Below are 25,107 nucleotides of genomic sequence, written 5' to 3' on the forward strand. Positions count from 1 at the left end.
TGCTTTCCATCCTATTTTGTAATTAATTTTACTAAAAGATTAGCTAGCGAAGGATTCTCTGGCCAGTTTGAGCTGCTCAAGAGCTGCTTGGCATAATCTGTTAAATTTTTATCAGAAACGGGAGCTCCTAAAATTTTTTGAAGGCTTTCATCATTGGAAGGAAGCGTTTTTAACTGTTCAATCAATGATCGTTGAGCTTCTTCGCTTACTAGGGCTTCCATTTCTTTCTTTATGAAAATATTTTGAGTTTTTGTCCACTTTTCAATTGCTTTAAGCCCTTGATTTTCTATTTCATTTACAATGATCCTTTGTATTAAAGCGTTTGCAGTTTCGCTATCTCGCTTTTGAATCGCCTCCCTCAACGAGGCTTCTTCTGTTTTGTCAAGCTTTATGCCCCATTTCCTGATTTGCCTGATCACTTGCGGAAGTTGCTTTTGCAAGTGGCTCTCTTTTTCTCCCCATCCAAATTGATTAATTTGTTGGGCGAGTCGCAAGATTTGACTGGAGTCTGATGGGTTAAATTGATTCTTCTGGGCTGCAAGGGCCTTGACCTTTTCCTTTGTTGTTTCTGATAAATGAGAAACTAATTCTTTGGCTAAGCCAGCCTGCTCTTGGCGCTCCTTTTGCTTGGCCCTAAAGGAGCGATAAGCGTAAATGCCTATCCCTATAAGGGTCGCTGTAGCGGCTAAGCCTAACACCGCCCATCCGGCTGGAGTGGCGGCTGCCGCCCCAATGACGCCGACGCTGACCAGTACGGCTGTCACGGTGGCAGCTGCTAAGCCAATGGCAATTAAATACGACTGAAAGCTTTGAAGGCCTGCAAATTTGCGATTGGCAGAGAAGCGATCTTGTTCGCGTTGAAAAAGTTGATGCAATAGCCCTTTTGGATGGACCTGAGCTAATTTCTTAGCTGCATTGGCTTTTATGGACCAGCCAGCCGCCTTGACCGCCAGTGCGGTTCCTTGAATTCCTGCTAAAATGGCTCCGACACCTGTGGCAATGGGACCTAAAAAGAGACTTGCTTTGGCAGCTCCGGCTTGGATGGTTTGCGATAATCCGGGAACGGAATGAATAAATGCGGTGACGCTGGCGGCCAGTGCCACTTGTGAGGCTAAAAGGCCGCTTATCTGCATGCCTCTATTGAAATGAGAGGTCTCCTTCCAGTTTTTGGCTAGAGAATATACGCTTACCACCGTATCGGGGATGGCAGAAATGAAAGACACTCCTTGCACCGCTAAAGCGCCGGTTCCTACCGCTTTAATAGACTTGGATAAATTATTTAGCGTGGAATAAGCCAAGCCGATCATCTTATTAAAAATACTCTGGACGAATCCCCCATGCTTAAACGCTAGTTTTTTGGCTGAAGCAAGCGCGCTTTTGGAAGGCATCTCCCTATTGGCTGCTGACGTTGAAAAAGAAGAGGTGATATTCTCTTCTTGTATCGGTTCAGCTGCAATGACTTGGTTGGCATAATCCGGGTGAGCGGCAACAGGATGCGATGCAGCTAAAGAAGCGGGTGTTGTTTTTTCTAAGGATTCCACGGACGTTAAGGAGGATAGCAAGTCCTCTTGTTGTGGAATAGGAGAAGGAGAGGAGGATAGAGGAGAAAGAGAATGATTATCCATTTCTATTCCTTCCAATTAATATCTATTCTTAATAGTTATTATACTTTTTTTATTAATCTGTGGGAATAATATTCGCCGACAGGCGTATGGATAAGAAAAGACAGGCAGACTTCGAGTAGTATGCCCTAAAATAAAAGGCAAAGGCAAAGGCGCGGAGACAATTGGTCTGGAGAAGAAAAAGGCCGGCTAGACCAAACAAGCCACGCGAGTGGCGCATGAGTAGTCGCTGTATGGAGACGCTGCCGGAACCGACGAACAAAAGGGGGAGGGGGAATTTTAGAGTGTATGTAACTTAAAATTCCCCTCGCTGTTAAATGCTAGAAGGCGCGGGTCCGGAAACAGTGAAACGGTGGGCTGGCTGTGCGGAACAAGCGATCGTGCCAGATCGATCTTGTTGAATTTGCTTGATCAGGTCGATCATTTCAATGGCGGTTTGTGCGGCTTCCGCTCCTTTATTTCCGGCTTTGGTTCCTGCCCGTTCAATTGCTTGCTCAATTGTGTCAGTTGTAAGGACACCGAAAATAATGGGCAGCTGCAAATCTAAAGACAGGCGGGCGATTCCGGAAGAGACTTGCCCGGCGACATAATCGAAATGCGGTGTTGCCCCACGAATAACAGCTCCTAGGCAAATAATGGCATCGTATTGTCCGGAATGGGCCAATTGCTGAGCGGCAAGGGGAATTTCGAAAGCACCGGGAACCCAAGCGACCGTGATGGCTTGGTTTGGAACACTAAAGCGTTCTAGGGAATCGAGGGCGCCCTCTAATAAGCTTTTGGTTATCATTTCATTAAAGCGGGCAATGACAATGCCGATTCGCGGCTGAGCAGTTGTTAGCTTGCCTTTATATTCTTTCATAAGCTCCTTTTATTTCAGCTAAAGGGACATTCCGCAATCTGCGAATTCTAATAAATGGCCCAATTTGTTCTTTTTAGCCAGCAAATAGCGTTTATTTTCTTCAGTTAAGCTTGTATGAAGGGGGACCCGTTCAACAATTTCCAGGTCATAGCCGGCAATTCCTTTGTACTTAGAAGGATTATTTGTCATCAAACGAATGGTTGTTAGTCCTAAATCTGCTAAGATCTGGGCGCCAATGCCATATTCGCGGGAATCAATGGGAAAGCCCAATTCTATATTGGCTTCTACGGTATCTCGTCCTTGATCTTGCAGTTGATACGCCCGCAGCTTATGGCCCAATCCGATGCCTCGACCTTCGTGCCCGCGTAAATAAATAATGGCTCCTAACCCCTCCTGGGTGATTTTTTGCATGGCATGCTGCAGCTGAGAGCCACAGTCGCAGCGCTTGGATCCAAATACATCTCCCGTCAGGCATTCGGAATGGACGCGAACGAGGACATTAGGCTGATTGCGGATATCTCCTTTTACCAGAGCAATATGCTGGATGCCGTCCAATTTTGACTCATAGACATAAGCGGTGAATTCTCCGTAAGTTGTCGGCAGGCGTGCTTGAGAGATGCAGTCCACCAATTTTTCGCGTTTGCGGCGGTAGCGTACGATGTCTGCAACAGTAATAAGGGGAATGTCGTGCTGAGCAGCAAATTTTTCTAAATCAGGCATGCGCATCATTGTGCCGTCATCATTGATCAATTCAGCAATGACGCCTGCAGGATAGAGGTTGGCCAATTGGGCAAGATCGACAGCAGCTTCCGTGTGTCCCGCACGTTTGAGAACACCGCCTTCCCGATAGCGAAGAGGAAAAATATGACCGGGGCGGCAGAGGTCTTCCGGTTTTGTGCTAGGGTCGATCAAAGATAAAATGGTCTTAGTCCGATCGGCCGCAGAGACGCCTGTCGATATGTCATATCGATAGTCGACGGAAACCGTAAAAGCCGTTTGCTTGCGGTCTGTATTTTCGGCGACCATCTGCGGCAAACGCAGCTCGTCTAGGCGAGATCCGGTCATGGCTAAGCAAACAATACCGGTTGTATAGCGAATCATGAAAGCTAACGCTTCTGGTGTGACCATTTCAGCTGGCAGAATGAGGTCGCCTTCATTTTCCCGGTTTTCATCATCTGCGACGATGACAAATTTTCCCTTAGCTAAAGCCTTTAAGGCTTCTTCAATGCGTTGAATGCTCATATAATGATCCTATTTGATCAGACTTAAATTGAAAGGGGACTAAAAGACGCTCAATATACTTAGCCATTAAATCGACTTCTAAATTGACCAGCTCTCCAGGCTTTTTGATTCCAAGCGTGGTTACCTGTGCCGTGTGGGGGATCATCGCGAAAGAAAAATCCTTCTCTCCAAGAGTTGCAATTGTCAAGCTCACTCCATCGACAGCAATAGAGCCTTTATAAACCAAATATTTCATCAAGTCGGGAGAAAGCTGAATGGTGACTTGCCAAGATCCGTCGCTCAATGCTTGTTTATTTTTAATGGTTCCTACATCGTCAATATGGCCTTGAACAAGATGGCCTCCCAAGCGATCTTGGTACCTGATCGCGCGTTCTAAGTTGACCGAATCTCCTTCTTTGAGGAGGCGGAAATTTGTGCGATCGAGGGTCTCTTGGACAACATCGCAATACCATCCCTGGGAAGAAAAATCGACAAGTGTTAGGCAGCATCCATTCACACTGATCGAATCGCCTATTTTGGCATCCTCCAGCACGCGATGCGCGCTAATATGAAAGCGGGCTCCGCTTGTTTTCCATTCAATGGACGCGATTTTTCCTAATTCTTCAACAATACCTGTAAACATTGAATAGCCTGAATGCTCTTAATATTTAGTATAAGTCTTTGATATTACTAGGTTTTTTGATAAAAATTAAACAAAATTTTCTTGTTTGATCAGTTCCTGCCTTATTTGCTGTAAGAGCGCGTATTAAAACCGCTAATGATCTATTCGGGTTCTGTAAAGGCCGAGAGGATAGGCATTCAGCCTTTTTATCTGGTTAAAAAAGGCTGGCAGACAGGGCAAAAATGTGTGCTGCGTTGAGCCACTATGCGCTTTTCTATGATATGCCCGCATCGCGGGCAAGGTTTGCCCGTGCGCCTGAAGACATTAAGGAGGGTTTGGTGTTGACCGCGCGTCCCATCGAGTCGGTAATAATTCGTGCGGCCCGTTCCAAGCGTCGTGCCTCGGCTTTCAATCCCTCTTTTTAGCACATGCCTGATCCCGTCATATAGCTTCTTAGCCTCCTGCGCATTGAGCTGATTGGCTGGCTGCAAGGGATGAAGCCCGGCTTCCCAGAGCGCTTCATCGACATAAATGTTGCCTAATCCGGCCAAAAAAGACTGATCGAGAAGAAGGGGTTTTAAGGCGCGTTTGCGTCCCTTTAATAAACGCTTAAAAGCCTCTAGGGAAAAGTCTGGACCTAAAGGCTCAGGGCCGATCTTGCCGATGACTTCATCCAGATGGTGGACCAAATACCAACGTCCGAACTTGCGGGTGTCGTGAAAACGCAGCTCCTGTTGATTGTCCAATCGAAATTGCAAACGGACGTAAGGGGAGAGGGGAACATCCGGAGGCATCAACATAAGCTTTCCGGTCATGCGCAGATGGGCAAGGAGATAAAGGTGATTGGATAAATGAAAAATGAGATATTTTCCGCGTCGATCTAGGCCAATAATGGTTTGATGGCGTACGTGCTGGCAAAAAGTGTTGGCGTCAGGTGTGCTGATCGTGCGAGGCCAAAAGATATCCGCATGCTCAATTTTTCTTCCTACTAGCCCTGCTTGCTCTAAATCGGTTAAAATTGTATGGACTTCCGGCATCTCTGGCATTGACATCCTATGGGGTAAGCAGCTGTCTATTTTAAGTAAATAAAGACTTAAACAGAATCTTTTTTTACATTCTTGTAGACTAAAAAGAAAAATATGTTACAATTAAGGTAGTACATGAGTTGAGGTAAACGCAATCATTTGACATTATACCCTTTACGCATACAGTTAGTGTAGCGCAAAGAGGTTCATACGTATACTTTTTGAGGCCTGATTAGGATAAGTTGGCAACTTGCTTCTGTTCTTATTAGACTATCACATCTGTTGAACTCAAAGTTAGATACCTTGTTTCCCCTTGCTTCTTACACTATGGATGAGTAATTGTCTTTTGCTTAAAAAGCAAAAGCGCGCGTGTCCTTATTCAGAGTCAGGGGGAGCTGAATAAGCACAAGTTAGACCCCTTGTTAACTTAATCCTATGGAGAATTTTATGAAGAAAATATTTGTTGGTAACTTGTCTTGGAAAACATCCGAAGACCAACTAAAAGCGCATTTTGAAGCCTTCGGAAAAGTTGTCAGTGCCAAGATCGTTACTGATCAAATGACAGGCAAATCTAAAGGTTTCGGCTTTGTCGAAATGGAAGATGCTGATGCCGCAGCAAACGCAATCCGCGAATTGAATGGCAAGCCTTTAGGAGACAGAAGCCTGCGCGTTAGCTTAGCTCAAGAAAGAGATCGCAGCGAAAGAAGAGAGCCACGTTCTTCTTTTGGCGGCGGCCGTTCTAACTACCGTTCAAACGCTTAATCTCCTTCTACTCAGAAGTACGCTCTCTTGTAGAGCTTTTGATTAAAGGCAAGAGTCTATTAATTAGACTCTTGCCTCTTTTATTTTCTCCTTTCTAAGAAAGAATTAAAATTCCTAATGCCTATATTCAATCTGTCTCAGCCAGATTCCCATGCGGGTGACGGAATTTACACGTGTAATGGCTTATCGTTGAAATGATTTTAAGTAGGCCAATCCAAACACTCTAAGTGTCTGGCAGACTAAATCTACCATTTTCTATCTAGGATGAAAATAAATAGGGCTTCTGATAAAAATAAAAATTTGAAATTAGTGTTAATTTTAATCTCTATTTTCAACTTTTTATAAGGGAGTTTGCCATGCTGATCGGAATACCAAAATGGTCTCATTTGCCATTTAACCTAGCCCTAGCAGGGGGAGTGGGTTATGCTGTAGGTCTAATTGGAAATCTCAATACCAAGTTGAGTGCGGGCATTCCTGCTATCTATACACTTGCAGATCATATTTTTTTTCAATTGTCTCGTCTTGTCTTGAACCGCTTCAATTACCGTTTATCAGTCATAAGACTTTATAACATCACTAATACGCTTATTTCTGCCGCTACCATTGTAGCAATGAGGCAATTTGATCTTATCTCTCTTCGCACAGCAGGCGCTTTAGGATTTGTGACCGGTGCGATTTTAATCGCTCGCCTCACCATCATTTACTCAAACGGTCAAACCGTATAATTTAATAACAAGTAAGATTTCTGCTTATTTAAGCCAAGCCTGATCTTTTGCAGGCTTGGCTTTGGCTTTGGCTTTTTAAGAAGAAGAAGATGGTGATATTATCAGACCTTGGGAAAAAAGCGTTTCTTCTTTTCTTTTTGTATTATCAGACGTTGATTGGCGAGCCTGTCTTGATGCGCGTTCTCTAAGAAGGGATTAAAAACCGCTGACGGCCTAGAAGGTAAAAGTTTTCTTCGCATTAAAAAACAGCTAAAAAATTCCGCATTTTTAACGAGAGAGGCATCCGTTAGCTGAAAGAATAATTAATCTTTATTTAAATTAATAAATATTTGTTTTATTATTAATGATAAATTAAAATTAGTTTGATATTTTGTTAATTAATTTATAACAATTTAATTGGAGTTTTTGCATGTTTGCCGGGCCTAATTTAAATTCTTTATCTGTTGATTTGCTTTCTTCGGCTTTACTCAATTCAACACCTGTACTAAATGAACAAACCTCAAATGCAGGCGAATGCTGCCCAACGGATTTAGAAATAAAAGTCTTTCAGGCTTCTATTTCAACTCTTTCCGACGCATTCTCTACTATTGAAATAGCTAATATGCCTTCCTCCTCACATGCGTCTGCTGTGATTCCCCTGAATAATTTAAATAAACCTGCAAAAGCAAAGACGCAAACCATTGCTTTTAAATCTTTTTCTGGCCTGAGATCATCCGATCAAGATCAACCTCAGCCATCTTTATTCACTCCTAATGGGTTGCAATCCCGTCTAGCGTCGTCTTTTCCATTTACAGTTTCTGAAGCGATTAGAGCTAGAGTGCCTTCTCGACAAGTTGAGCAAGCTCCTAATAGAACCGCTTATGATCAGCAAATCATTCTTAATTTAGGGAGTGGGCGATCGGGGCATGGATTGAACGCTAAAGCAGGAAAACACGGTCTTCCGTCTCAAATGATCGACTTGCGAAAAAAGGAAGAGTTGTCCGCTCTTTCCAAATTAACCCCCTCTTCTCGTCTTTATCTTATTGGCCATTATGAGCCGGGGAATGATTATATCGAAACCTCTGATAAAGGGGATAAGGTGACTGTTGATGAATATGTCAAAATGCTTATAGATTATGCCCCGGAGCTGCAAAAAGGAACACCTGAACGCCACATAAAGATTAGTCTTGTTGCTTGCAGCGGAGCTGTTGATAGCGGAGAGCAAAAGAGCTTTGGATTTCGCTTGAGCCAAGCTTTAGATGCAGCAGGTATTCATGCGACGGTAATCGCGCGGGTTGATGAAGTAAGCCGTTGGGGGGGCAAGCCGGAAGACTATAAGAAATTTGTCAAAGGCCGGTATAAGGCAGATGGGGATAAAGTGATTTTTACAACAATAAGTGGAAAAACGTCTTCTCTTCCTTATTTTTATCCCAAAGCTAATTAAGTTTTTGAATTGAATAAGCAGGGTGGGAGCAGCAGAAAGGAGCATTGCTTGAAAGTGAACCTTTATTAAAGCTTTTCAAGCCCTGTAGATGAAATGAAGCATCGCAGAAAGCTTCCAACCGGATTTCAATCCATGGACTAGCCTAATGCCTGGGTGTTGCCAGGACAGAAATAAAGGCGATATAATAGGTAGTGGGCCCTTCAAAGCCGGAGTCTGTCCCTAAAAATAACCAGAGCCGTCCTGCATGGTCGGTTTTAACTCTTAAGGGGATTTCATTGGTGAAGTATTTAGGCTGATAAAGGGGAGCAAAGGGATTGACCAACGGATTGGCCAGATTGCCTACGACAACAGCGTTTTTTCCTCCTTGGGATTGATTACCTTTATCGACATTCAAGCGATAAATGGTGCCATCGGCTACTTTTCTTGGCTCTACCTTTGAGGCGCCGACTTTAAAATAGACGCTTTCTCCGGGGGAGCCGCCGATTCCTATTAGGCCTGGAGGAATATTGTCTTCAATGGCGACAAAAAAAGTTAGATCGTAAGAGGTGTTGGGTTTTAAGCCTTCGATGCGGCGCTTGATAAACATGAATAAGTCATCGCTGTGATTATTCCCCGTCAATAGCATGCCTTTATTCAAGAGAAGTCCATTGAAAGCTAACTCTGAGGGAAGGTTGGTCCAGGCCCAGCCTAGCTCAAAAAAGGTCTCTTGATTGACGTCATAATCGGCAAAATCGCCTACCCAGCCTGCATAGTCTTTGGAAAAGGTAAAATCAAATGTCAGTTCTTTAGAATGAAGGGAAAGGCCGGCAAAAATCTGCATCCCTATTAGACAGGCCAAAAGAAAAAAGCGCTTTGCCATTATATCCTCTCCTTAAAGTTTTGGACCTTTTATTTATACTTATAATAAAAGGAATTAACCGTCAAAAAGTCTCTGCAGAGAATGGAAAGAAGCGCTTTACTTGATCCACTGTTCGAGTAAGCTTGACGCCCCTTGCTCCAACCCTTTTAAGAGATCGTTAGCATCCATATCCTGCAGGCGTTTGCGCTTTTTCTTTCCCGATTTGCTGTCCTCGCTGCTGTTTTGGTCTGAAGGAGAAGACGACTGGTCATCAGATTCAACAGGAGGGGGAGTGAATTCTTGGGCCCATGGAAAAGGCTGGGTCGTTGGGGCAGGTGGTGTTGCGTCAAAATGGTCTGAAATAGCCGTTTCCAAAACAGTGCCGAGTAATTTTGCTTTTGGATCGCCATGCATTTGGGCAATTAGCGCGCTAATGCGCCCGGCTGCTAGCTTTTTGTCAATTTCAATGGAGCCTTTGCGTCCTTTAAGAGGAATTTGCAAGATATAACTATCATCTAAGCCTTGGACATGAAAAGCATAGCGAAGCGTTTGCGCAGTCACGCCTAAGACCATGTTCATTTTATGGGAATTTAGATCGATTTCGCCCCAGCTAGCTAAAGTATAGAGGTTGGCGACGAGCAAATCCAATCGTTGAAGAGCTAAAACGCCTTTATTTAATTGAAAGTAAAGAGGGGTAAACCAGATCGTCAATTGATTATCCGAAATAGGATGAATCAGATTTAAAATGGATCGCAGATCTCCTTCATTGCGAAAATGAATTTTGCCCAAATCAATCATTCCTCGCTCAATAGTCGTCCGATTAAATTCAAAGGGAACAAGCGGGCAGGAGAATCCTTTGGGATCAATCATCAACGTAAGGGGGGCTTCCGCTCCTATCAATGTATTGAGGACGGGCATGTTTTCTTTGACTAAATCCGTTAATTGAGGAGTTGCCCGGATTTTCCATTCAAAAGGTTTGCGCAGTGTTAAGACACCCTGCGTTAATTGTCCGTCAAGGCTGGCTTGGCCATTTTCTCCTTTGAATTCGGCTGTAAGAGGACCGCTAAGCTGTTGAAGGTGCGTGCTGGCTTGTATATCGACTTCCTCTCCTATCAACGCCTGCAAACGATTAAGACTGATACTGGTAGCTGGCAAGGCCTGAATCCATTGCACGGGAAGGCGCTTTGCTTCTAAATGCGCTTGCAGATCTGTCTCTTGCCATTTTTGAAGTTTTCCTGAAGGGCTGAGCAGATGGCTAACCGTTCCATCTAGCTTTAAAAATGTTTCTGGAGACGAAGCGGTTTGAAGAGAAACATGCATATCTTGGGTTAAATCAGCGCTTTCTAGCTTTCCTATTAATTTAAACGCAGAAGGAAGCTCTGCCCAATGGATGGAAGTCGTAGACAGATTTATAGCGAACGAAGCGGGCGCTTCCTTGGAAAAATTTTTAAGAGGAATATATAGATTCGTTGCATTGGCCATGAAGGTAATGGGTTCTTCCAAGGTCAGCTTTGGAGAGGAAGGGGAGGAAAGCCAATTTTCTAAATAGCGATAACCTTCGGGGGAAAGCGTCCATCTAATTTCTGCAGACGGACTGTTAGATTCATAGAGGGTGAGAGCTTCGTCTATCCTGATACGCGCTTTGGCGTGAAAATTAGGACTGTCCACATACATATCCCAATAGCCGGGAGTGACATGATTGCGATCTATCAAAGCCTTTAAATCAATGTCTAACGTAGGGCCAATGAGAGGCGTTAAATCTCTGTTTGATACGACAGCGCTGGCAAAAGAGGTCGGAAGATTGACAAAATGGGTATTGATCTCAGCAATGCTTTGACTGAAATCTATGCTATTTTGAGGAGATAACCAGCGTTGAATGTGAGCTTGGGCATCTAAATGACTTGGCTTTTGAGAGGTGTTGGTAGATGCTAATCCTTTCAGATGCAGGTTTATTGTATTTTCTGGTCCGTTAATTGACCAAGAAATGGCTGTTTGCTCAAGCGATGGAAGCGAGATATCTTCTTTTTTTTGCAGGACCACATGATCTAAATTGATTAAACCATTAAGATTTAAATCTTTGATAAGGTTTTGCTTTAGGTCGATCTGTGTTGGAGAAACGATGGCATTGATTGTCGTTGGGGATTGCAATTTAGCTAGGTCTGTCCCTAAAGCCGAATTCAATTCTTGAAGGGCTTCAGGAGTCAAAAGATAATGAATTTTAAAAGGCTGGTTTAAAATAAACAAGCGATCTTTAGTCAAATGGCCTTCCAGATTTGCATCATAGGTTTGGCTGGTCATTTGCAATTTTATGACAGGAAAATCAAGTTTTTCATCAGGTAAATGACGCACAAGAGAAGATACATTCATTTGCACTGGACGGTTGAGCAAGGGAGAATAAAAACCGTCTGCTTTTAAGAAAGCGAGCTGGGAAGACAGCGTTGTCTGAAACTCGGATAAGCTTTCGCCTTCAGCCTTGAATACAATGTCTTTTGCCTGGACAATTCCTAAAGGAGACAACTGGGATAACTGAATTTGCTTAATGGCGGATTCCAGTTGGATGCGGCCTTGTCCGTGCTCATCTAGAGGAATGTTAAGCCGTTTGACTGTGACTAAAACAGGACAGGGTTGCTCCAAAGTAAACTTCGGACTTGATAGCAAAGTTTGCAAGCAGTCTGTATCGAAGTTCCAGCTCAAGGCCAATGGCTCCATTAAGCTTAGCTCTTTCCCTATTTTAAATTGAGCTTGATTTAAAACGATGCGCGGAGTGTGAAAAGAAAGGGTCAGGGCAAGGTCTTCCTCGTTCTTTTGCTTAATTGCTAGTTGTAAATCGGCGTGTGATCCCGCTTGTTTAATCAAGCCCGGATAGCTTGCTAAAAAGGGAACGAGCCGCAAAGGTAAATGGGATACTTTTAAAGAAGACTCCATTCCCTTCCGCAATTGCTGCACCAAGTTATGCAAATTGGCTGGCTTATGCAATAAGGACTCAAAGTGAATATCAAAAGGCTCGCGGTCTTGCTGAGCCTGTCCGATCACCTGTACGCTAATTGTTTTATGGCAAAGCGGAGACTCTAACAAAGTCTTGAGGTTTAAAATTTTTATTTCGCCAATCGGAAAAATATCCACACGGACAGGCGAAAGATCCGTTTGCGCTTTAAAGCCGAATTGACAAGGGTCCGCTGATGTCTTGTTATCTAGAAAGGCCAAAGGCAAGGTTAAATCTTGAAAAAGCACTTTTAAACGGGCTTCTTCTAGAATTTCAAAGCGATAATGCGTAAAAGGATTAAGCGAATCGGGTTTTAAGTTAAATTGAAAAAGAGCAGGTTCAGATAAAGTAAAGACGCCTTGAACAATTTTGCCCTTTACATCTCCTTGCATAAGGGGAGATAAAGCCGTTAAATTAAAGGCCAATCCCTCAGAGCTAGGCTCTTTATCAATAATCAAATTAAGCTTTTCCCCAAGCAAAGAGCGGAAAAGAGTGTCCAAATCAGGTCTTTTCAAAGCCACTAAGCGATCAATTAAATCGACGGGAAAATTCACTACCTTGACATGCATCTTGGCATCTTTGCTGCCTTCAAGGCTCAAATATTTTTTTGCGTCTTGCGAGAGTTGATCCCAATTGTTGGCGTAAAGGCCATTTAAAGCGACATCAATATCAAAAGAACCAACTAAATTTTCTTGCCGGGTCGTCCCTGTCAAGTGGGCGGCTAAAGGCTTGCCCTTGGCAAAAAGGTCAAGCGTGGCATTAACGTCCGATAGCAAAATGGTTGAAGGAGGAAGACGAGGATGGTCTTCGCCCACTCTTATCCCTAAAGCGCGTTGAAGATTGCTAATGCCTTTGCCATCCGTAACAATGGCGGCATTTAACTCTTCTACATGCGTCAGCCCTAATTGCGTGCTTTTTCTCAATAATTGCCAAAGCGTTGCTTCGGTAGAGAAATTCTCGATTCCAACGACAGCCTGTCCTTCCGGATCTTTTAATAAAATTCCTTCAATTACCTGTCCTTTACCCCAATGCAATTTAAGGGAGCGAATTTCTACATTGCCGGGAATAGAGCGATTAATCCAGGAGACGACCTGTTTTTTTCCCCACTCCGTACTTACCAAAGTAGGAAGACAAACAACAAAAATCCCAAGCAGCAGCAAGATAAAAAAGAAAAAAAGAAATAAACGAGAGGAAAGAAAAGACCGCATGTTCAACCTTTATAACATAAGGTATTTAAAATTAGCCGGGCAGAATTTAATTGTCAATCAATTTTAAAGAGATTGTTATTATTTTATTTAGGTTTCATTAAAGCCCGCTTATTCAACAATTCTCTTTAGTTTTAACTAGTGCAAGGTTGCATGGAGCATAGAAATTGAGAAACATAAAAACCATGAAGAATGGATCGGGTTGAGGTATTATCAGACGTGATGGGTGGGAGAGCACTTTTCACTGCCAATTAATTTTCTCCAACAGGCTAGTAACCTGAAGTTGGTCAGTAGCCTGTTGAATTATACGTGCATTAGAAAGCTGTTTGGATCTGTTGTTGTCCATCGATAGCGGAAGTATAAACAATTATTTTTCTCCCGCTCAAATCATAGGGCAGACAAGTGACCAAGCTGATAAAAGGAATAATTTCCAAAAAGCATCGGCCCATATTCAGCCATCCATGCAAAGAATATTCTATAGCTTTGATTGCACGAGATTCTAACGCCTGCTGCCTTTGAAGATCGGATGCAAATATAGAACCAGTGAAACTAATTAAAGAAACTGCTAATCCAGTAATCATTTCCATCTTACCATAAGTAAAACGAATACATGCAGAAAAGGTCCCGACGATAGGGATATAACCCATTATATTAAGACCATGCTCTATGGATTGTAAATTTTTATTAAGACTATCTAAAGACATAATTACCTTTTTTATTTTTTTTATTAAATAAAATGAATGGATAATTATAATTAAATTTAACTAAATGCGCAAATATAAAAAATGCTGTTTTTTGATATTATCAGACGTTGTGCGGTAAGCCTATTTATCGTCCCACTAAAATTAGACAAAAAGCGAAGCAAGGAATGACTTAATTTCTTGGATGGCTCTAGGGCTATATTGACTCAATCGATCTTCGGCCTCTTGAGAGCAGGCCTTGCTAAGCGAAGGCCGTGCGATTCCCTAAGTGACATCACTGTTTTTCGATTCATCCTCATCAGATTTTGATTCTGCTTTTTTATCAGGCTCGGCTAGAGGCGCATGGGTATTAAAATGTTTAAAGCTCAAAAGCTGTCCTATGCCTTGCTCTTTTAACAAGGGAAGGATTTTCCAAATAAGCCAAGCCACAATTAAAGCCAATAAAACAAGCAAGATAACGAATGAAAAGAAAATGAGGCGGAATCGAGGAAGCGAAGTTTTGGCAATAGTCATAGACCAAACATCGACGAGTTGATCTTGCTGCTTTTGCATGGCCTCTAGCCATGGATTGGGCAATTCGCCTATTCTTGCCCGGTTTCCTACAACAGTCACATTATCATAGCTTAATCCAGGCACACTTGCTGCAACGAGCTTTCTAATCTTTGATATTAAATGACTATTGGGATCGTCTAATACACCGTTGTGCTTAACATAGACAGAGGCTGTTATGGGAGTCAGGTTCTTGGATGGATCGAGAGGATCTTTTTCGGGAAAAGAAATAATGACATTGGCATCCAGCACCCCATCAATTTTCCGAATTGTGTTAGCAATTTGCTGTTCGAGGCCGGCTCGGTAGCGAATCTGTTCTTGCATGGCAGACGGAACAAGGGAAGAGTTGCTGAAAATTTCTAACAGGTTTTCCGCATGCCTTCTCGGAAGGCCTTCTTGATTTAAATAATTCATAGCCTCAATCGCTTGATCGGGAGGAACTGAAATATTCCAAAGTATCATTTTGTTGCCGCCTCCGCCTCCATCTGATTGTGCGCTTGGCACTTTTGAGGCTTGAATGCCTTTGCTGGATAAAAAGACAATAATTTCATTAGCATCTCTTTCATCCAGGGCATTTACAATTGGTTTATTGGAGCTGCAACTTGTTAAAAATAAAAGCAAGGCAGATAAGCACAAGAGAAGGGGGGGTAAGGTCTTATTGACGATCATTCCATTCTTCCTTATTTATGGGAATATAAGGTCTTGGTAAAGCAGACATCGAATTGTAAGAATTTTTTAAAATAAATGATTCGAATTTTTATTTAAAGCACCCTTACGAATTTCTATAGCATGCTTCATACAGAAAAAGAACTCAAATCTTGGTTATGTTGGTCTTAATACACCTTTTAGGGGTCAGCTCACGAAACGGAAAAAATTGCACGTTAAGAATCGCCTAGTTATTTAGAAGCTGCAAAGATTTCATCTACAAGTACTGTAATAGGTTGTTTATAGTATTTTTTCAAATCCTTCGAAAGAGCATCTACTCCAAAAATGCGTATGCCATTCTTAGGAGTTAAAAGAGACGCTATAATCCTAAAGAAATTAGGAGGCTATTCTAGACAAAATGGCTTAGCAGCAGCGCTTCGAGAAATAGGAAGAATTGAACGCACGCTATTTATTTTGGAGTGGCTGCAAAACAAAGACTTAAGGAGGCGTGTACAAATTGGATTAAATAAAGGAGAAGCCAAAAACGCCTTAGCAAGATCTATATTTTTTAATCGTTTAGGAGAAATGCGTGATCGCAGTTTTGAAAATCAACGCTATCGTGCAAGTGGACTTAATCTTGTTATTGCAGCAGTTATACTTTGGAATACTGTTTATTTAGAAAGAGCGATTCTTGCCTTAAAAGAACAAAATGTTGAGGTGGATGATCGTTTACTTCGTTATCTATCATCTCTTGGGTGGGAGCATATTAACTTAACCGGAGATTATAATTGGCAACAAAAACGCTCTCTTGGTAAAGGAGAATTTAGGCTAAATCTGATGGAAAAATCTTAGCGTGCATTTTTTCCGTTTCGTGAGCTGACCCCTTTTAGGAGAAGGATATGAATTCTATTGCAGACTTTCATCAGGTTGCTGTGCTGATCCATGGCTGTCATTTGTTGGCAGAGGAGTGGGAGAATATTGTATTTGGGACGGAAGAAGGCTTAGGTCGCGTCCCCATAGGAATTGAAGAGGCTGTTTACAAGAAAGCAAGTCTTATCTTTTGGGGAAGTGGGGCATCGCAAGATACCAGTGGTTTAAAAGAGTCGGAATATACATTTAATCAAGCAATGGGCCCGAAGCTTAAGATGTTGGCTTGCCATGTCAAAAAAAAACCAAAGGAGCTTAAAGACTATCTTTCTCGGGTTTCATTTATTGATAGAGATTCACGCAATACAGCAGAAGAAATAAAGGCAGCTGTAAGAGAATGCACGTTAAGAGGAATTCAAACGATTGTGATAGTTTCTTCAAATACACACGTTGCACGATGCTTACAAGAGGCTTGTAAGCTAAAAGAGTCCACTATTACAGTCTATGCTCGAGCAAGTGCGACTTGTTTTGCTCATTCAAGCGCAGATGAGGTGACGATTTTTGAACCTCCGCATCGGGGCGATATGCCCAAAGTTCCCATTCATCAAACAGTAAAAGGCATTATTCCCTTTTTAAAGGATGAAAAAATTGCCGTTGTTTTTAATGAAGCCTTGAAATCATTGATCGAAGAATACAAAAGAAAGCAGGAGGTGATGGCCTGTTCTGTCAGTTCGGGTGTAAAGGCTCTTAGTGCGGAAGGCTTTAGCCTAGATGATAGTCCCAAAAATGTTCATTCATTAAATGATAAGGAAAACCCTTAAGGAATGAAAAGTTTGCCGAATTTTAAAGGAGTGTGAAAATCGCTTAAGCGACATCCACGATCTGAAATAGTAAATAGATGAGCTAATGCGTTCTTTTTGCAAGGCTAAAGCTAGCACAGATGGGAAACATCCCATCCGTGCCCTTATTATTTAATCAAACAAGCATCGCACTCTTCGGCTTCCGTAATCCTTCCCCAGCCTCCGCCCAAGGATTTAATCAAACGTATTGTAGAGAGGTAGCGATCACCAAGTACAATGACTGAGTTTTGCTCTGTCTCCAGCAGGGTGCGTTCGGCATCTACGACGTCTAAATAGTTTACTAACCCTTGATTATAGCGTAGCTCCGAAAGATTGAGCGTTTCGCGGGCTGCTCTGACGGCAACGGTCAGAGCTTGTGATTGAAAAGCTCTTTCCCGAATGTCTGTCAGAGAATCTTCGACATCTTGAAAAGCCGTCAAGACAACCTCTTGGTAATTTGCCAATAGTTCGCGAAATTTAGCTTTATAGTAAATTAAATTCGCTTCATTGCGCCCCGCATCGAAGACGGTCTGCATAATATTTAGGCCGACTTCCCAAAAGCGCGCTTTCCACGAGAACAAGGAATGGGCAAATGGGCTTTCAAGCCCGATCGCGGCCGTCAAATTGATGGAAGGAAAAAAGTTCGTATAAGCGACGGCTATATCTGCATAAGCAGCTGCCAAGTTGCGCTCGGCTCTTGCGATATCAGGCCGGCGAATAAGTAAATCAGAAGGTAGGCCTGCTGGAATAAGAGGGGGAGGCGTATACAAAGGATTGAAATCAAGCGAGAAAACAGGCGCTGGAACGCCCACTAAAGAGGCGATCATGTTTTCTTCCAATCCGCGCTGCCGGCGAATATCAATGCTGTCTGATTCCGCTCGCGCCAATTCGACTTCCGCTCGGCTGACATCTAGGTAGACAATTAGGCCTGCCTTAAAGCGGGCTAAATTAATTTCATAGGCCCTTCGTCTTGCTTGAATGGTTTTTTCTAAGACGACTTGCTGGGCATCCAAATCGCGCATTTGAAAGTAATGGGAGGCAACATCCGCTGTCAGAGTCAAAAGAACGCTATAATAGTCTTCTAAAGAGGCTTGTGCACGAATGAGAGCCGCTTCATAGGTATTGGTTAGCCGGCTCCACAAATCTACTTCATAGCTTAAATCTAAGGGAAGAAGATATTGGGATTGCACAAACCGAAATTCGCTAGGCAAACTGGTTGAACCGGCTGTCCCCCCGGCTCCAGAAGAAGAAGACCCCGCTTGTACAGTCGGCTGAGTACCTGTTGTCCCTGTGCCGAGTCCTCCAGGAATCGGATTTTGAATCAAAGATCCGCTTCTTGAAAAGCTGGGAGCAAAGTTAATGGCCGGCGCAAGGGCTGCACGGCTGATCCATGCTTGAGCGCGGGCTTCAATAACCCTTTGCAAGGCTGCTTTTAGGGTGTAGCTGGAGTTAAGCGCTTGCTCTTCCAATTGGTTGAGTACAGGGTCATTAAAAACTTCCCACCAATTTTCAAAATTTTCCTTGCATTCAGAGAAGAGCGCTTGCTGTTGTTCTTCCGGATTGCAAGAGGCGGAATCGGAATGGGGGTGATCATTCGTTTGATTCGAATTTTCCATTTCGGATTTCCAATCGGACGGCATATTTGAGTGGAGCGAAGGCGTCTTCCATTCCCCCGGAGTTGGCGTGCAAGGGCCTTGATAAGGAGGAATGAGTTGGCATCCCACAAAAGCAAGGCTCCCCAAAAATGAAAAACCAAAAATAGAAAGGCAATCGCGATAGGATATTTTATGGGGCATCGGCAACCTCGGAGGAGTGAGAATCTATTTGTTTTGTGCCTTGCTTAATGAAGACATCCACTTGTTGGCCAACATACAGGGGAAAAGATGGTTGATGAGCAAATGTATAAATGACTTGCAGCACGCGGGTGTCTACTCTTTCTTCGCTCGCTCCGGTTAAGGACCGTTTAGGGATGACGTAAGGCTCGATGCGATCGAACTGCAAAGGGATAGCAAGGGTTGTATTATTTTTGGGAAAAGCTGTTGCCGGTGCATAGGGCAGAATTTTACAAGCGTTTTGTTCATCTATATCTGCACGCACTTGTAAATGCTCTAAATCTCCCAAAATCATAGCCGGAATGGGATTGGTTGCTAATACGGATTCTCCTTTACGGATATTGCTTTGTAAAATAATTCCCTCTTTAGGCGCTCGAATTGTCAAGCGCTCAATAAGAAGCTGAGTTTGATGAACAGCCGCTTCAGCAGCGGCCAACTGGGCTTCGGCAACAGCGACATCATGCCTTTTAGTCTTTAATTCTTCTTGGCTGATTGCGCGCAGATCTTTCACTCCTTCTAGACGGCTTAATTGGTCTTTTAAGCGGCCCAAATTGGCGAGCGAAACGGCGACATTAGCCTTTTGGACAATTAGCTGAGCTTCCAGATCGCGGTCATCCATTTGGAAAAGAGGCGCGTTTTCCTGAACAGCATCCCACACGCGAACAAAGACCATCTTGACTAGGCCGGATTGTGGAACGCCAATTTCGATATTCTTATCCGCAGATTCAATAATGCCCGATGCGGCAATGGTATGCTGATAGGGGTTAACAGCAGGCATGAGAACAGGGGCAGGCTTAGGATCGGACATATTCAATCGACTGATTAAAATCAAAGCCAAGATAATGCCTGCAAAGGCGAAGTAAATAGCAAAGCCGCGAAAGATTGCCATAATCGTTTTTAATTCCCATCAAAATTTCATATTTAATTAATAGTCAACACTTTCCCATCATTCATTTCCGCCACCCGGTCTGCATATCTGAAAATCCGATTGTCGTGTGTCACCAAAATGACACATCGATCGGGCATGCGGGCAATCTCAATCATCAGTTCCATAATTCTCGCTCCCGTTTCGGCATCAAGGGCGGCCGTAGGTTCATCGCATATGACTAGCTGAGGCTCATGTACAAGCGCGCGCGCAATAGCGATGCGCTGCTGTTGACCGCCGGAGAGGCGGAGGGGATTTTCCTTTTCTCGTCCTTTTAGCCCGATTTTTTCTAATAAAACGGCTGCCCGCTCTTCGGCTTCAGAGCGGTTTATTCCATTCAAAAGCAAGGGGATGCTGACATTTTCCAAGCAATTCAATGTCCGGATCAAATGATACTGCTGAAAGATGAATCCGACATGCTGTTTTCTAAATTGTGTCGTCTTTTGCTCACTTAAGCTATGCAGAGCGGTGTTGAATACCTCAATTTCTCCTCTGTCGAATCGCAGTGTTCCTGCAATGACGCTCAATAGCGTTGTCTTTCCGCATCCGGATGGACCGACGATCATTAATAATTCACCCGTTCTAGCTTGCAAGTGAATATCTTTTAAAGCTTCTATTGCATTATTTCCTTGCTGGAATGTTTTATACACACCTCGCACATCAATAGCAAGTTTGGGGGAGAGTTTCTCGGCAACATTCGATTGTTTATCCACGAAAAACCTCCGCGGCGTCTAGTTTGCTAATACGGCGAATGCTCAAGAAAGCTGCAACAGAGCAAATAAGGATAATCATTCCCAAAGAAAGAAAGAGGATTTGATAAGGCATATAAAAAGGCGGCTGTCCGTTTTTAAGCGTGGCAAATCCGAAAGCCGCTGCCAATCCGATGCCTATTCCATAGCCAATAAAGCCAATAAGAAAGGCTTGCAGCAAGAGCATCCGGCAAAGGAGGGAGTTGCTCGCTCCCATGGCTTTTAAGGCCCCTAAGTTTCCTAAATTTTCTAGAATAAAAGAATAAAAAGTTTGACCGGCTACAGCAATTCCCACAATAAAGCCAAGCAGGATTGTTGTGCCAAAAGAGATGGGAATTCCCGTGTTTCGCACAAACCACCAGATTGTACTCCAGAAGAATTGTCCTTCCGTCAAAGCCTTAAGGCCGGTTTCTTCGGTAATGCGTTGAGCGAGGGCTTCATGATTGGTATCAGGCAAAGGTTGAGTGAGAATAAACGCTAAATTCTTTCTAGTCTTTGGAACAATTTCGATGGCTTGGTCATAAGTTGTATAAATGAAGGGATAACCAAAAAAAGACCGGGCAGCTTCGCATATTCCTACAATGCGGACTTCATGATCATTGATTTCAAAGCGATCGCCAACCTGCAAAGGAGCTTGCCTTCCTTCGCTTAATTTTTCAATGCCAACACGGTCGACGATAACGGCGTTCGCTTGGCGTAAGTTCTCTAGCTTTCCTTGAAGCATAATGGGAGGAGCTCCAATAAGGGTGGCAGGATCTAAACCAATGAGTTGAATCGATTTAAATTTTCCGTCAGCTAGGCGGGCTTGCTGGATGGAAAAATAAAAGGGAACAGCCCAAGCCACTCCAGGGATGGAGCGAACGCGGCTTAAATCTGTATCTCGCATCGGCTTGACTTCATTGACTTGTTCGACATAGGGATCCATGACCCAAATAGGAATATGGGTATTGCGTAAAGTCGCTGTTGTCCAATGCATTAAGCCAATAAAGACAGAGCATTGCTGAGTCATCAATAAAGAAGCGAAGGATAAAGCGCTAATCAACATCAAGTATTTGGCTCGATCGCCCATTAGCATCTTAATGGCAATGTTATACATACAAAACTCTACGCAGATATAATGTATCTGCCGATATTAAGCTTTTGGGTATTTACAGACAATTGCGTAGTACTGGGCACAAAAACTCAACACTCATTAAAAGGGTATATTAAGAGAGAGGCTTGAAAAGCGTGAATTTTAAGACATCCTCTAAGATGCACGGAAGCTGGCAAGCCCCCGTGCTATGAAAGGCTTAACGGTGACGGACTTCAATGACGCATTTTTTCTGGGCAAGTTCGTCAATTAAAGCGGATAAACGCTCTTGATTATCTTTGTCCAAATTGGCATCCCATTCATCCAATAGTAAAACATCCACATCTACGCGCTCTAATATTTCAAGCAGGCGATTTTTCAACGATTCGCCTGTTGAATATTTATTTGTTTCAGAAATAAAACTTAATTGGTTTTGCGTAGGCAAAAAGAAAGCGCGATCGCATAAGGCATTCTTGACTAACATAAGAAGCGTCGATTTTCCTGCTCCGTTTTCTCCCCGCAGCGTAATGCGCCCGGCTTGATGCGTATATGGCAAGAGATCATGATAAGAATTGAGGGCTTGCGGTCCGGGAAGAGAAATATGATCGGAAGACGCGATTGTTGAAGAGGAAATTTGAATTTTCGGCCATTTGACCTTTTTTTCCATAGCCGTGTCTGCATCGGCGATCGGTTGAATGGCTTTGTAAATAGACAGTAATTTACTGCGATGCATATTCCAGCGGAAAATGAGGCTCAAAGTTTGATAAGTGTAAGAAAGGATATTAAATAGGACCGGAAGGGTCACAAGAAAAGCGGTCAAGTTTGGAACACTAAAGCGGTTGATGTAAACATAATAGACGACGACAATTAAAGAGGGGATCGATGTTAAAAGCGAAATAACGATAGCTAAAATTTGATCAAATCGTTCTAAGTCCACGTTTTTTTGCAAACAGCGATTGAGACGCTGGGTTGTGCGGTCTTCCCATAACTTAAAATTATATCGGTTGCCTAACAGCACGTTATCCCACGCGGCCAATAAAGACTGACATAAATCAATGCGGGCGGTCAACGCTTTTTTAGTCAGCCTTCTTTGCAGGCGGCGCTTGACTTTCATCACAAGGACGACCGTTAACACGCTTAAGCCATAAGCAACGCCGAAAAGAGGTTCGACAACAATTGAAAGAGCAAAAATGTTAAAGAATACACTTAGAACGTAGCTATAAAGATCAAATACATAATCAATTAATGCTTGCAGTGCGGTTGGGGCTTCTGCCGTCAATATAGAGAGCTTTTCTTCTTTAATGCCTTTATTGCTCCATTCCCCAATCTGGTTGCGATTAGAAGAAACAAAAGCATTAATAAATGAACGCTGCGCTTCTTGACGCCAAGAAATTTTAATAATATAGGCAATACATCCTGGAATATACGGAAAAGCGAGCGAAGTCAGATAAAGAAAAAGAAACGGAAAAAAGTTTTCTCCTCCTGTGATTCTTTTCATCATTGTCACCAGCCAAACCGTCGAAGATGCTTCAATGATTTGTTGAAAGGTTAGCAATGCAAAACAACCAAATGCCCATCGATTGGTTAAAAGCCCCCAGAATTGTTTGAGAGTCTTTGGCGGCGAGGTATTAAACATACAATGTTTATTAATTTACCATTTTATAAATGTTTCTATCCTTTATTTACTGCAATGAACACGGCAAGCATTCTAACATTGCCCTTACTTATGGACAAGCGATGATTTCAATTTTTAATTAATTGAAAGACAATAACTTGGAATTTGCCTTTCTATTAAAAAAAAATAAACATCTTTTCCTTGTTATCTAGCTACTCCGACGGCTTATCAAGCTTTCAAATAATTAAACAATGAGTCTCTTTTAATGCATATGAGGAAAAAAAACGATGAAAGATCTCTTATTTTTTTTCTTAATATCAATTTAAAATTATTTTATTTATTTAATTTATAATAAAATTTAAAAATAAACAATACTTAATTTGTAAATTTAACAATTTATATTGTTTGATGAATCGCATGTAAACAAGTTCGAAATTAAAATTTCCGGCTACGCCTACCTTAATTTTTGAGCTTGCTTGCAGTGCAAGAGAGCAAGCGAGTGTGCTTTACTCAAATTGCCTTTTCAGCGCAATGTCATGAATAATTTTTCTATTTAATCCGTTCTGTTTCCGATATAGGGCGGTTGATGAGGAAGACCAATCATCTAAGAAGGCGCGGGTTTGATCGCGAAATCTTGTCTTAAAACAGGTGGGAAACGTATTTAAATAGGCTTCCAAATGAGACGTCAAAGCTTGATTATCTACGTTTTCTTCCTTTAAGAGAGGGTCTAAAACGTCGTGAAAATGGCTGACAAAGATATCTTCCAAGCAGGCCAAATACTTGTCTAAATTATCTTTAAATTTTTGATCATTTACCTGCGAAAGAAAAAGGGTTATCTGCTGTCTAAATGCATCTTGAAGAAGAGAGTCAATCGTCTGGTCAGATTGATCGTTCACTTGTGCTTCCAATTGAGAAAGAAAAAAATCTTTTTGGAGCACTTGTTGAAAATGCCTTTCATAGGCCTCGGCACGTCGCTTTTGTTGAGCTTGGATGAGTTTTTCAATATTGGACAGGGTAGAAAAATGAAGCGTTTTCATTTCCTTTTTTTCATCCGGGTTCAAGCAAAGCATGATGCCATTCAGATTAGACACGTGTTCCTGCAAGGCATGCTCTGGATGCTTTCTTTTTGGGCTAACCCATTCATCCGAATTGCGTTTCTCATCTTTTGAATTTGCCGAAGGGGTAAGCAACGTTTCGGAGAGGTGCCGACGAATTGGATTCTGCGCTTCTTCAGAAAGAAAAGAGTCATCTAGAGAAAGCAGTTGTTGGTAATTCCCTGTCAACCGTCTTAAATTTATTGTTGAGCCTTTTTGAAAAACCGCTAAAATGACCTGATATAATTCTTCATGTTCTTTAAAATAGTCTTTTAACGTCGGCAGGAAGGCCGTGTGTTCAGTCAAGCTCATAAAAGAGAGGGTCTGAGGAAGAAGATTAGCATCTTCGACAAGAAGTTTTTGCGTGATTCGCCCCATAGTTAGGACAAAGGCTTCTTTTGCTAGTTGATTAGCCTTTTCAATGTCTAATTCAGAACAATGCCTATCTTTTTTGAGCGTAAGCAAGAATTCATTTATCAGCGCTTCAATTTGCTTGTTTACTTCAGAATTGAATCTAAGCAAAAGAAAACCGAAGATTTTATCCTTGAATAAATTATTTTCTAATTTAGCGTTGAGTGCATAATAAAACTTTGTCTTCTTTATAATCTCAGCAAAGGTCACTTCTGTTGAAATGATTCCCTTCTCTTCTCTTTTCATCTGTTTGATTGTCTCTATAGATGCAGAAAAAAAAATCTTCTCGAGTTGCTTGCTCGCATTTCCTTTTTGCATGGGCAAATGGGAATCAACTAATTCTATTATTTGATTGATCTGTTTTTTCACATTGGCATTTAACTGGACGATTCCAAGTTGAGAAGCAAATTTCTCACTGAGATTCTTCAAAGTTGCAATAGAAGAAGGAGGGGGCGTGAGGGGTAACATGTCAACCTCTTAAATCTTTTGTAAATAATCACAAAGGCTTTTTTAATTATTCTTATTT

At 42.4% G+C, this 25,107-nt stretch carries 19 protein-coding genes and 1 pseudogene; 5 read left to right on the plus strand and 15 right to left on the minus strand.

What is annotated here, in order from left to right:
• Positions 1-11: 11 nt before the first annotated feature.
• The 5 genes from BN3769_RS08205 to mutM form a co-directional block, all read right to left on the minus strand.
• The gene (locus BN3769_RS08205) at positions 12-1,625 is read right to left on the minus strand and encodes a hypothetical protein (RefSeq protein WP_068469431.1); all 1,614 of its coding nucleotides are present in this window, start codon (positions 1,623-1,625) and stop codon (positions 12-14) included.
• A gap of 310 nt (positions 1,626-1,935) precedes the next feature.
• A complete protein-coding gene (ribH, locus tag BN3769_RS08210; protein WP_079989484.1) occupies positions 1,936-2,481 on the minus strand; it encodes a 6,7-dimethyl-8-ribityllumazine synthase in 546 nt (181 codons plus the stop codon).
• A gap of 18 nt (positions 2,482-2,499) precedes the next feature.
• Positions 2,500-3,723: a bifunctional 3,4-dihydroxy-2-butanone-4-phosphate synthase/GTP cyclohydrolase II gene (locus BN3769_RS08215; RefSeq protein ID WP_068469433.1), complete on the minus strand. Its 1,224-nt coding sequence runs from the start codon at positions 3,721-3,723 to the stop codon at positions 2,500-2,502.
• Positions 3,704-4,345 carry a riboflavin synthase gene (locus BN3769_RS08220; protein WP_068469435.1) on the minus strand — a complete coding sequence of 214 codons (642 nt, stop codon included), beginning with the start codon at positions 4,343-4,345 and terminating at the stop codon, positions 3,704-3,706. The genes BN3769_RS08215 and BN3769_RS08220 overlap by 20 nt, the downstream gene beginning before the upstream one ends.
• A gap of 185 nt (positions 4,346-4,530) precedes the next feature.
• On the minus strand, positions 4,531-5,370 hold the full coding sequence (mutM, locus tag BN3769_RS08225; RefSeq protein ID WP_068469437.1) for a bifunctional DNA-formamidopyrimidine glycosylase/DNA-(apurinic or apyrimidinic site) lyase: 840 nt from the start codon (positions 5,368-5,370) through the stop codon (positions 4,531-4,533).
• 426 nt (positions 5,371-5,796) lie between these two features.
• On the opposite strand from mutM, the gene BN3769_RS08230 reads away from it, so the two are divergent.
• The 3 genes from BN3769_RS08230 (at position 5,797) to BN3769_RS08240 (ending at position 8,259) form a co-directional block, all read left to right on the plus strand.
• Positions 5,797-6,111: an RNA recognition motif domain-containing protein gene (locus BN3769_RS08230; protein ID WP_068469439.1), complete on the plus strand. Its 315-nt coding sequence runs from the start codon at positions 5,797-5,799 to the stop codon at positions 6,109-6,111.
• 356 nt (positions 6,112-6,467) lie between these two features.
• Complete coding sequence (locus BN3769_RS08235) at positions 6,468-6,836, plus strand: hypothetical protein (RefSeq protein ID WP_068469441.1); 369 nt, start codon at positions 6,468-6,470, stop codon at positions 6,834-6,836.
• A gap of 409 nt (positions 6,837-7,245) precedes the next feature.
• Positions 7,246-8,259 carry a C80 family cysteine peptidase gene (locus BN3769_RS08240; RefSeq protein WP_068469443.1) on the plus strand — a complete coding sequence of 338 codons (1,014 nt, stop codon included), beginning with the start codon at positions 7,246-7,248 and terminating at the stop codon, positions 8,257-8,259.
• A 142-nt stretch (positions 8,260-8,401) separates the two neighbouring features.
• Here BN3769_RS08240 and BN3769_RS08245 read toward each other — a convergent pair whose 3' ends face one another.
• From BN3769_RS08245 to sctJ, 4 genes are all read right to left on the minus strand, one after another.
• The gene (locus BN3769_RS08245) at positions 8,402-9,118 is read right to left on the minus strand and encodes a hypothetical protein (protein ID WP_068469445.1); all 717 of its coding nucleotides are present in this window, start codon (positions 9,116-9,118) and stop codon (positions 8,402-8,404) included.
• 96 nt (positions 9,119-9,214) lie between these two features.
• Complete coding sequence (locus tag BN3769_RS08250) at positions 9,215-13,288, minus strand: intermembrane phospholipid transport YdbH family protein (RefSeq protein ID WP_068469447.1); 4,074 nt, start codon at positions 13,286-13,288, stop codon at positions 9,215-9,217.
• Between the two features lie 311 nt (positions 13,289-13,599).
• Positions 13,600-13,989, minus strand: a complete 390-nt coding sequence (locus BN3769_RS08255; protein WP_068469449.1) for a hypothetical protein — start codon at positions 13,987-13,989, stop codon at positions 13,600-13,602.
• A gap of 261 nt (positions 13,990-14,250) precedes the next feature.
• Entirely contained in the window at positions 14,251-15,204 is a 954-nt protein-coding gene (gene sctJ / locus BN3769_RS08260; RefSeq protein ID WP_068469451.1) for a type III secretion system inner membrane ring lipoprotein SctJ, read from the minus strand.
• A 339-nt stretch (positions 15,205-15,543) separates the two neighbouring features.
• Between sctJ and BN3769_RS08265 the strand changes: the two are divergent.
• Both BN3769_RS08265 and BN3769_RS08270 read left to right on the plus strand, forming a co-directional pair.
• Positions 15,544-16,032: pseudogene (locus BN3769_RS08265) on the plus strand (Tn3 family transposase); the annotation flags it as partial.
• 47 nt (positions 16,033-16,079) lie between these two features.
• A complete protein-coding gene (locus tag BN3769_RS08270) occupies positions 16,080-16,868 on the plus strand; it encodes a YdcF family protein (protein ID WP_068469454.1) in 789 nt (262 codons plus the stop codon).
• A 146-nt stretch (positions 16,869-17,014) separates the two neighbouring features.
• Here BN3769_RS08270 and BN3769_RS08275 read toward each other — a convergent pair whose 3' ends face one another.
• The 6 genes from BN3769_RS08275 to BN3769_RS08300 all read right to left on the minus strand — a co-directional run bounded on the left by BN3769_RS08275 (position 17,015) and on the right by BN3769_RS08300 (position 25,049).
• Complete coding sequence (locus tag BN3769_RS08275) at positions 17,015-18,682, minus strand: efflux transporter outer membrane subunit (protein ID WP_068469456.1); 1,668 nt, start codon at positions 18,680-18,682, stop codon at positions 17,015-17,017.
• Entirely contained in the window at positions 18,672-19,607 is a 936-nt protein-coding gene (locus BN3769_RS08280; RefSeq protein ID WP_068469458.1) for an efflux RND transporter periplasmic adaptor subunit, read from the minus strand. Before BN3769_RS08280 ends, BN3769_RS08275 begins: the two co-directional genes overlap by 11 nt.
• A gap of 32 nt (positions 19,608-19,639) precedes the next feature.
• Positions 19,640-20,356: an ABC transporter ATP-binding protein gene (locus BN3769_RS08285; RefSeq protein WP_068469461.1), complete on the minus strand. Its 717-nt coding sequence runs from the start codon at positions 20,354-20,356 to the stop codon at positions 19,640-19,642.
• Positions 20,349-21,488, minus strand: coding sequence for an ABC transporter permease (locus BN3769_RS08290; RefSeq protein WP_068469463.1), 1,140 nt, complete (start codon positions 21,486-21,488; stop codon positions 20,349-20,351). Before BN3769_RS08290 ends, BN3769_RS08285 begins: the two co-directional genes overlap by 8 nt.
• A gap of 193 nt (positions 21,489-21,681) precedes the next feature.
• Positions 21,682-23,097: an ATP-binding cassette domain-containing protein gene (locus tag BN3769_RS08295; RefSeq protein WP_068469465.1), complete on the minus strand. Its 1,416-nt coding sequence runs from the start codon at positions 23,095-23,097 to the stop codon at positions 21,682-21,684.
• Between the two features lie 485 nt (positions 23,098-23,582).
• On the minus strand, positions 23,583-25,049 hold the full coding sequence (locus BN3769_RS08300) for a hypothetical protein (protein WP_068469467.1): 1,467 nt from the start codon (positions 25,047-25,049) through the stop codon (positions 23,583-23,585).
• Positions 25,050-25,107: the final 58 nt, after the last annotated feature.

The organism is Candidatus Protochlamydia phocaeensis (genome assembly GCF_001545115.1).
Taxonomy (GTDB): domain Bacteria; phylum Chlamydiota; class Chlamydiia; order Chlamydiales; family Parachlamydiaceae; genus Protochlamydia_A; species Protochlamydia_A phocaeensis.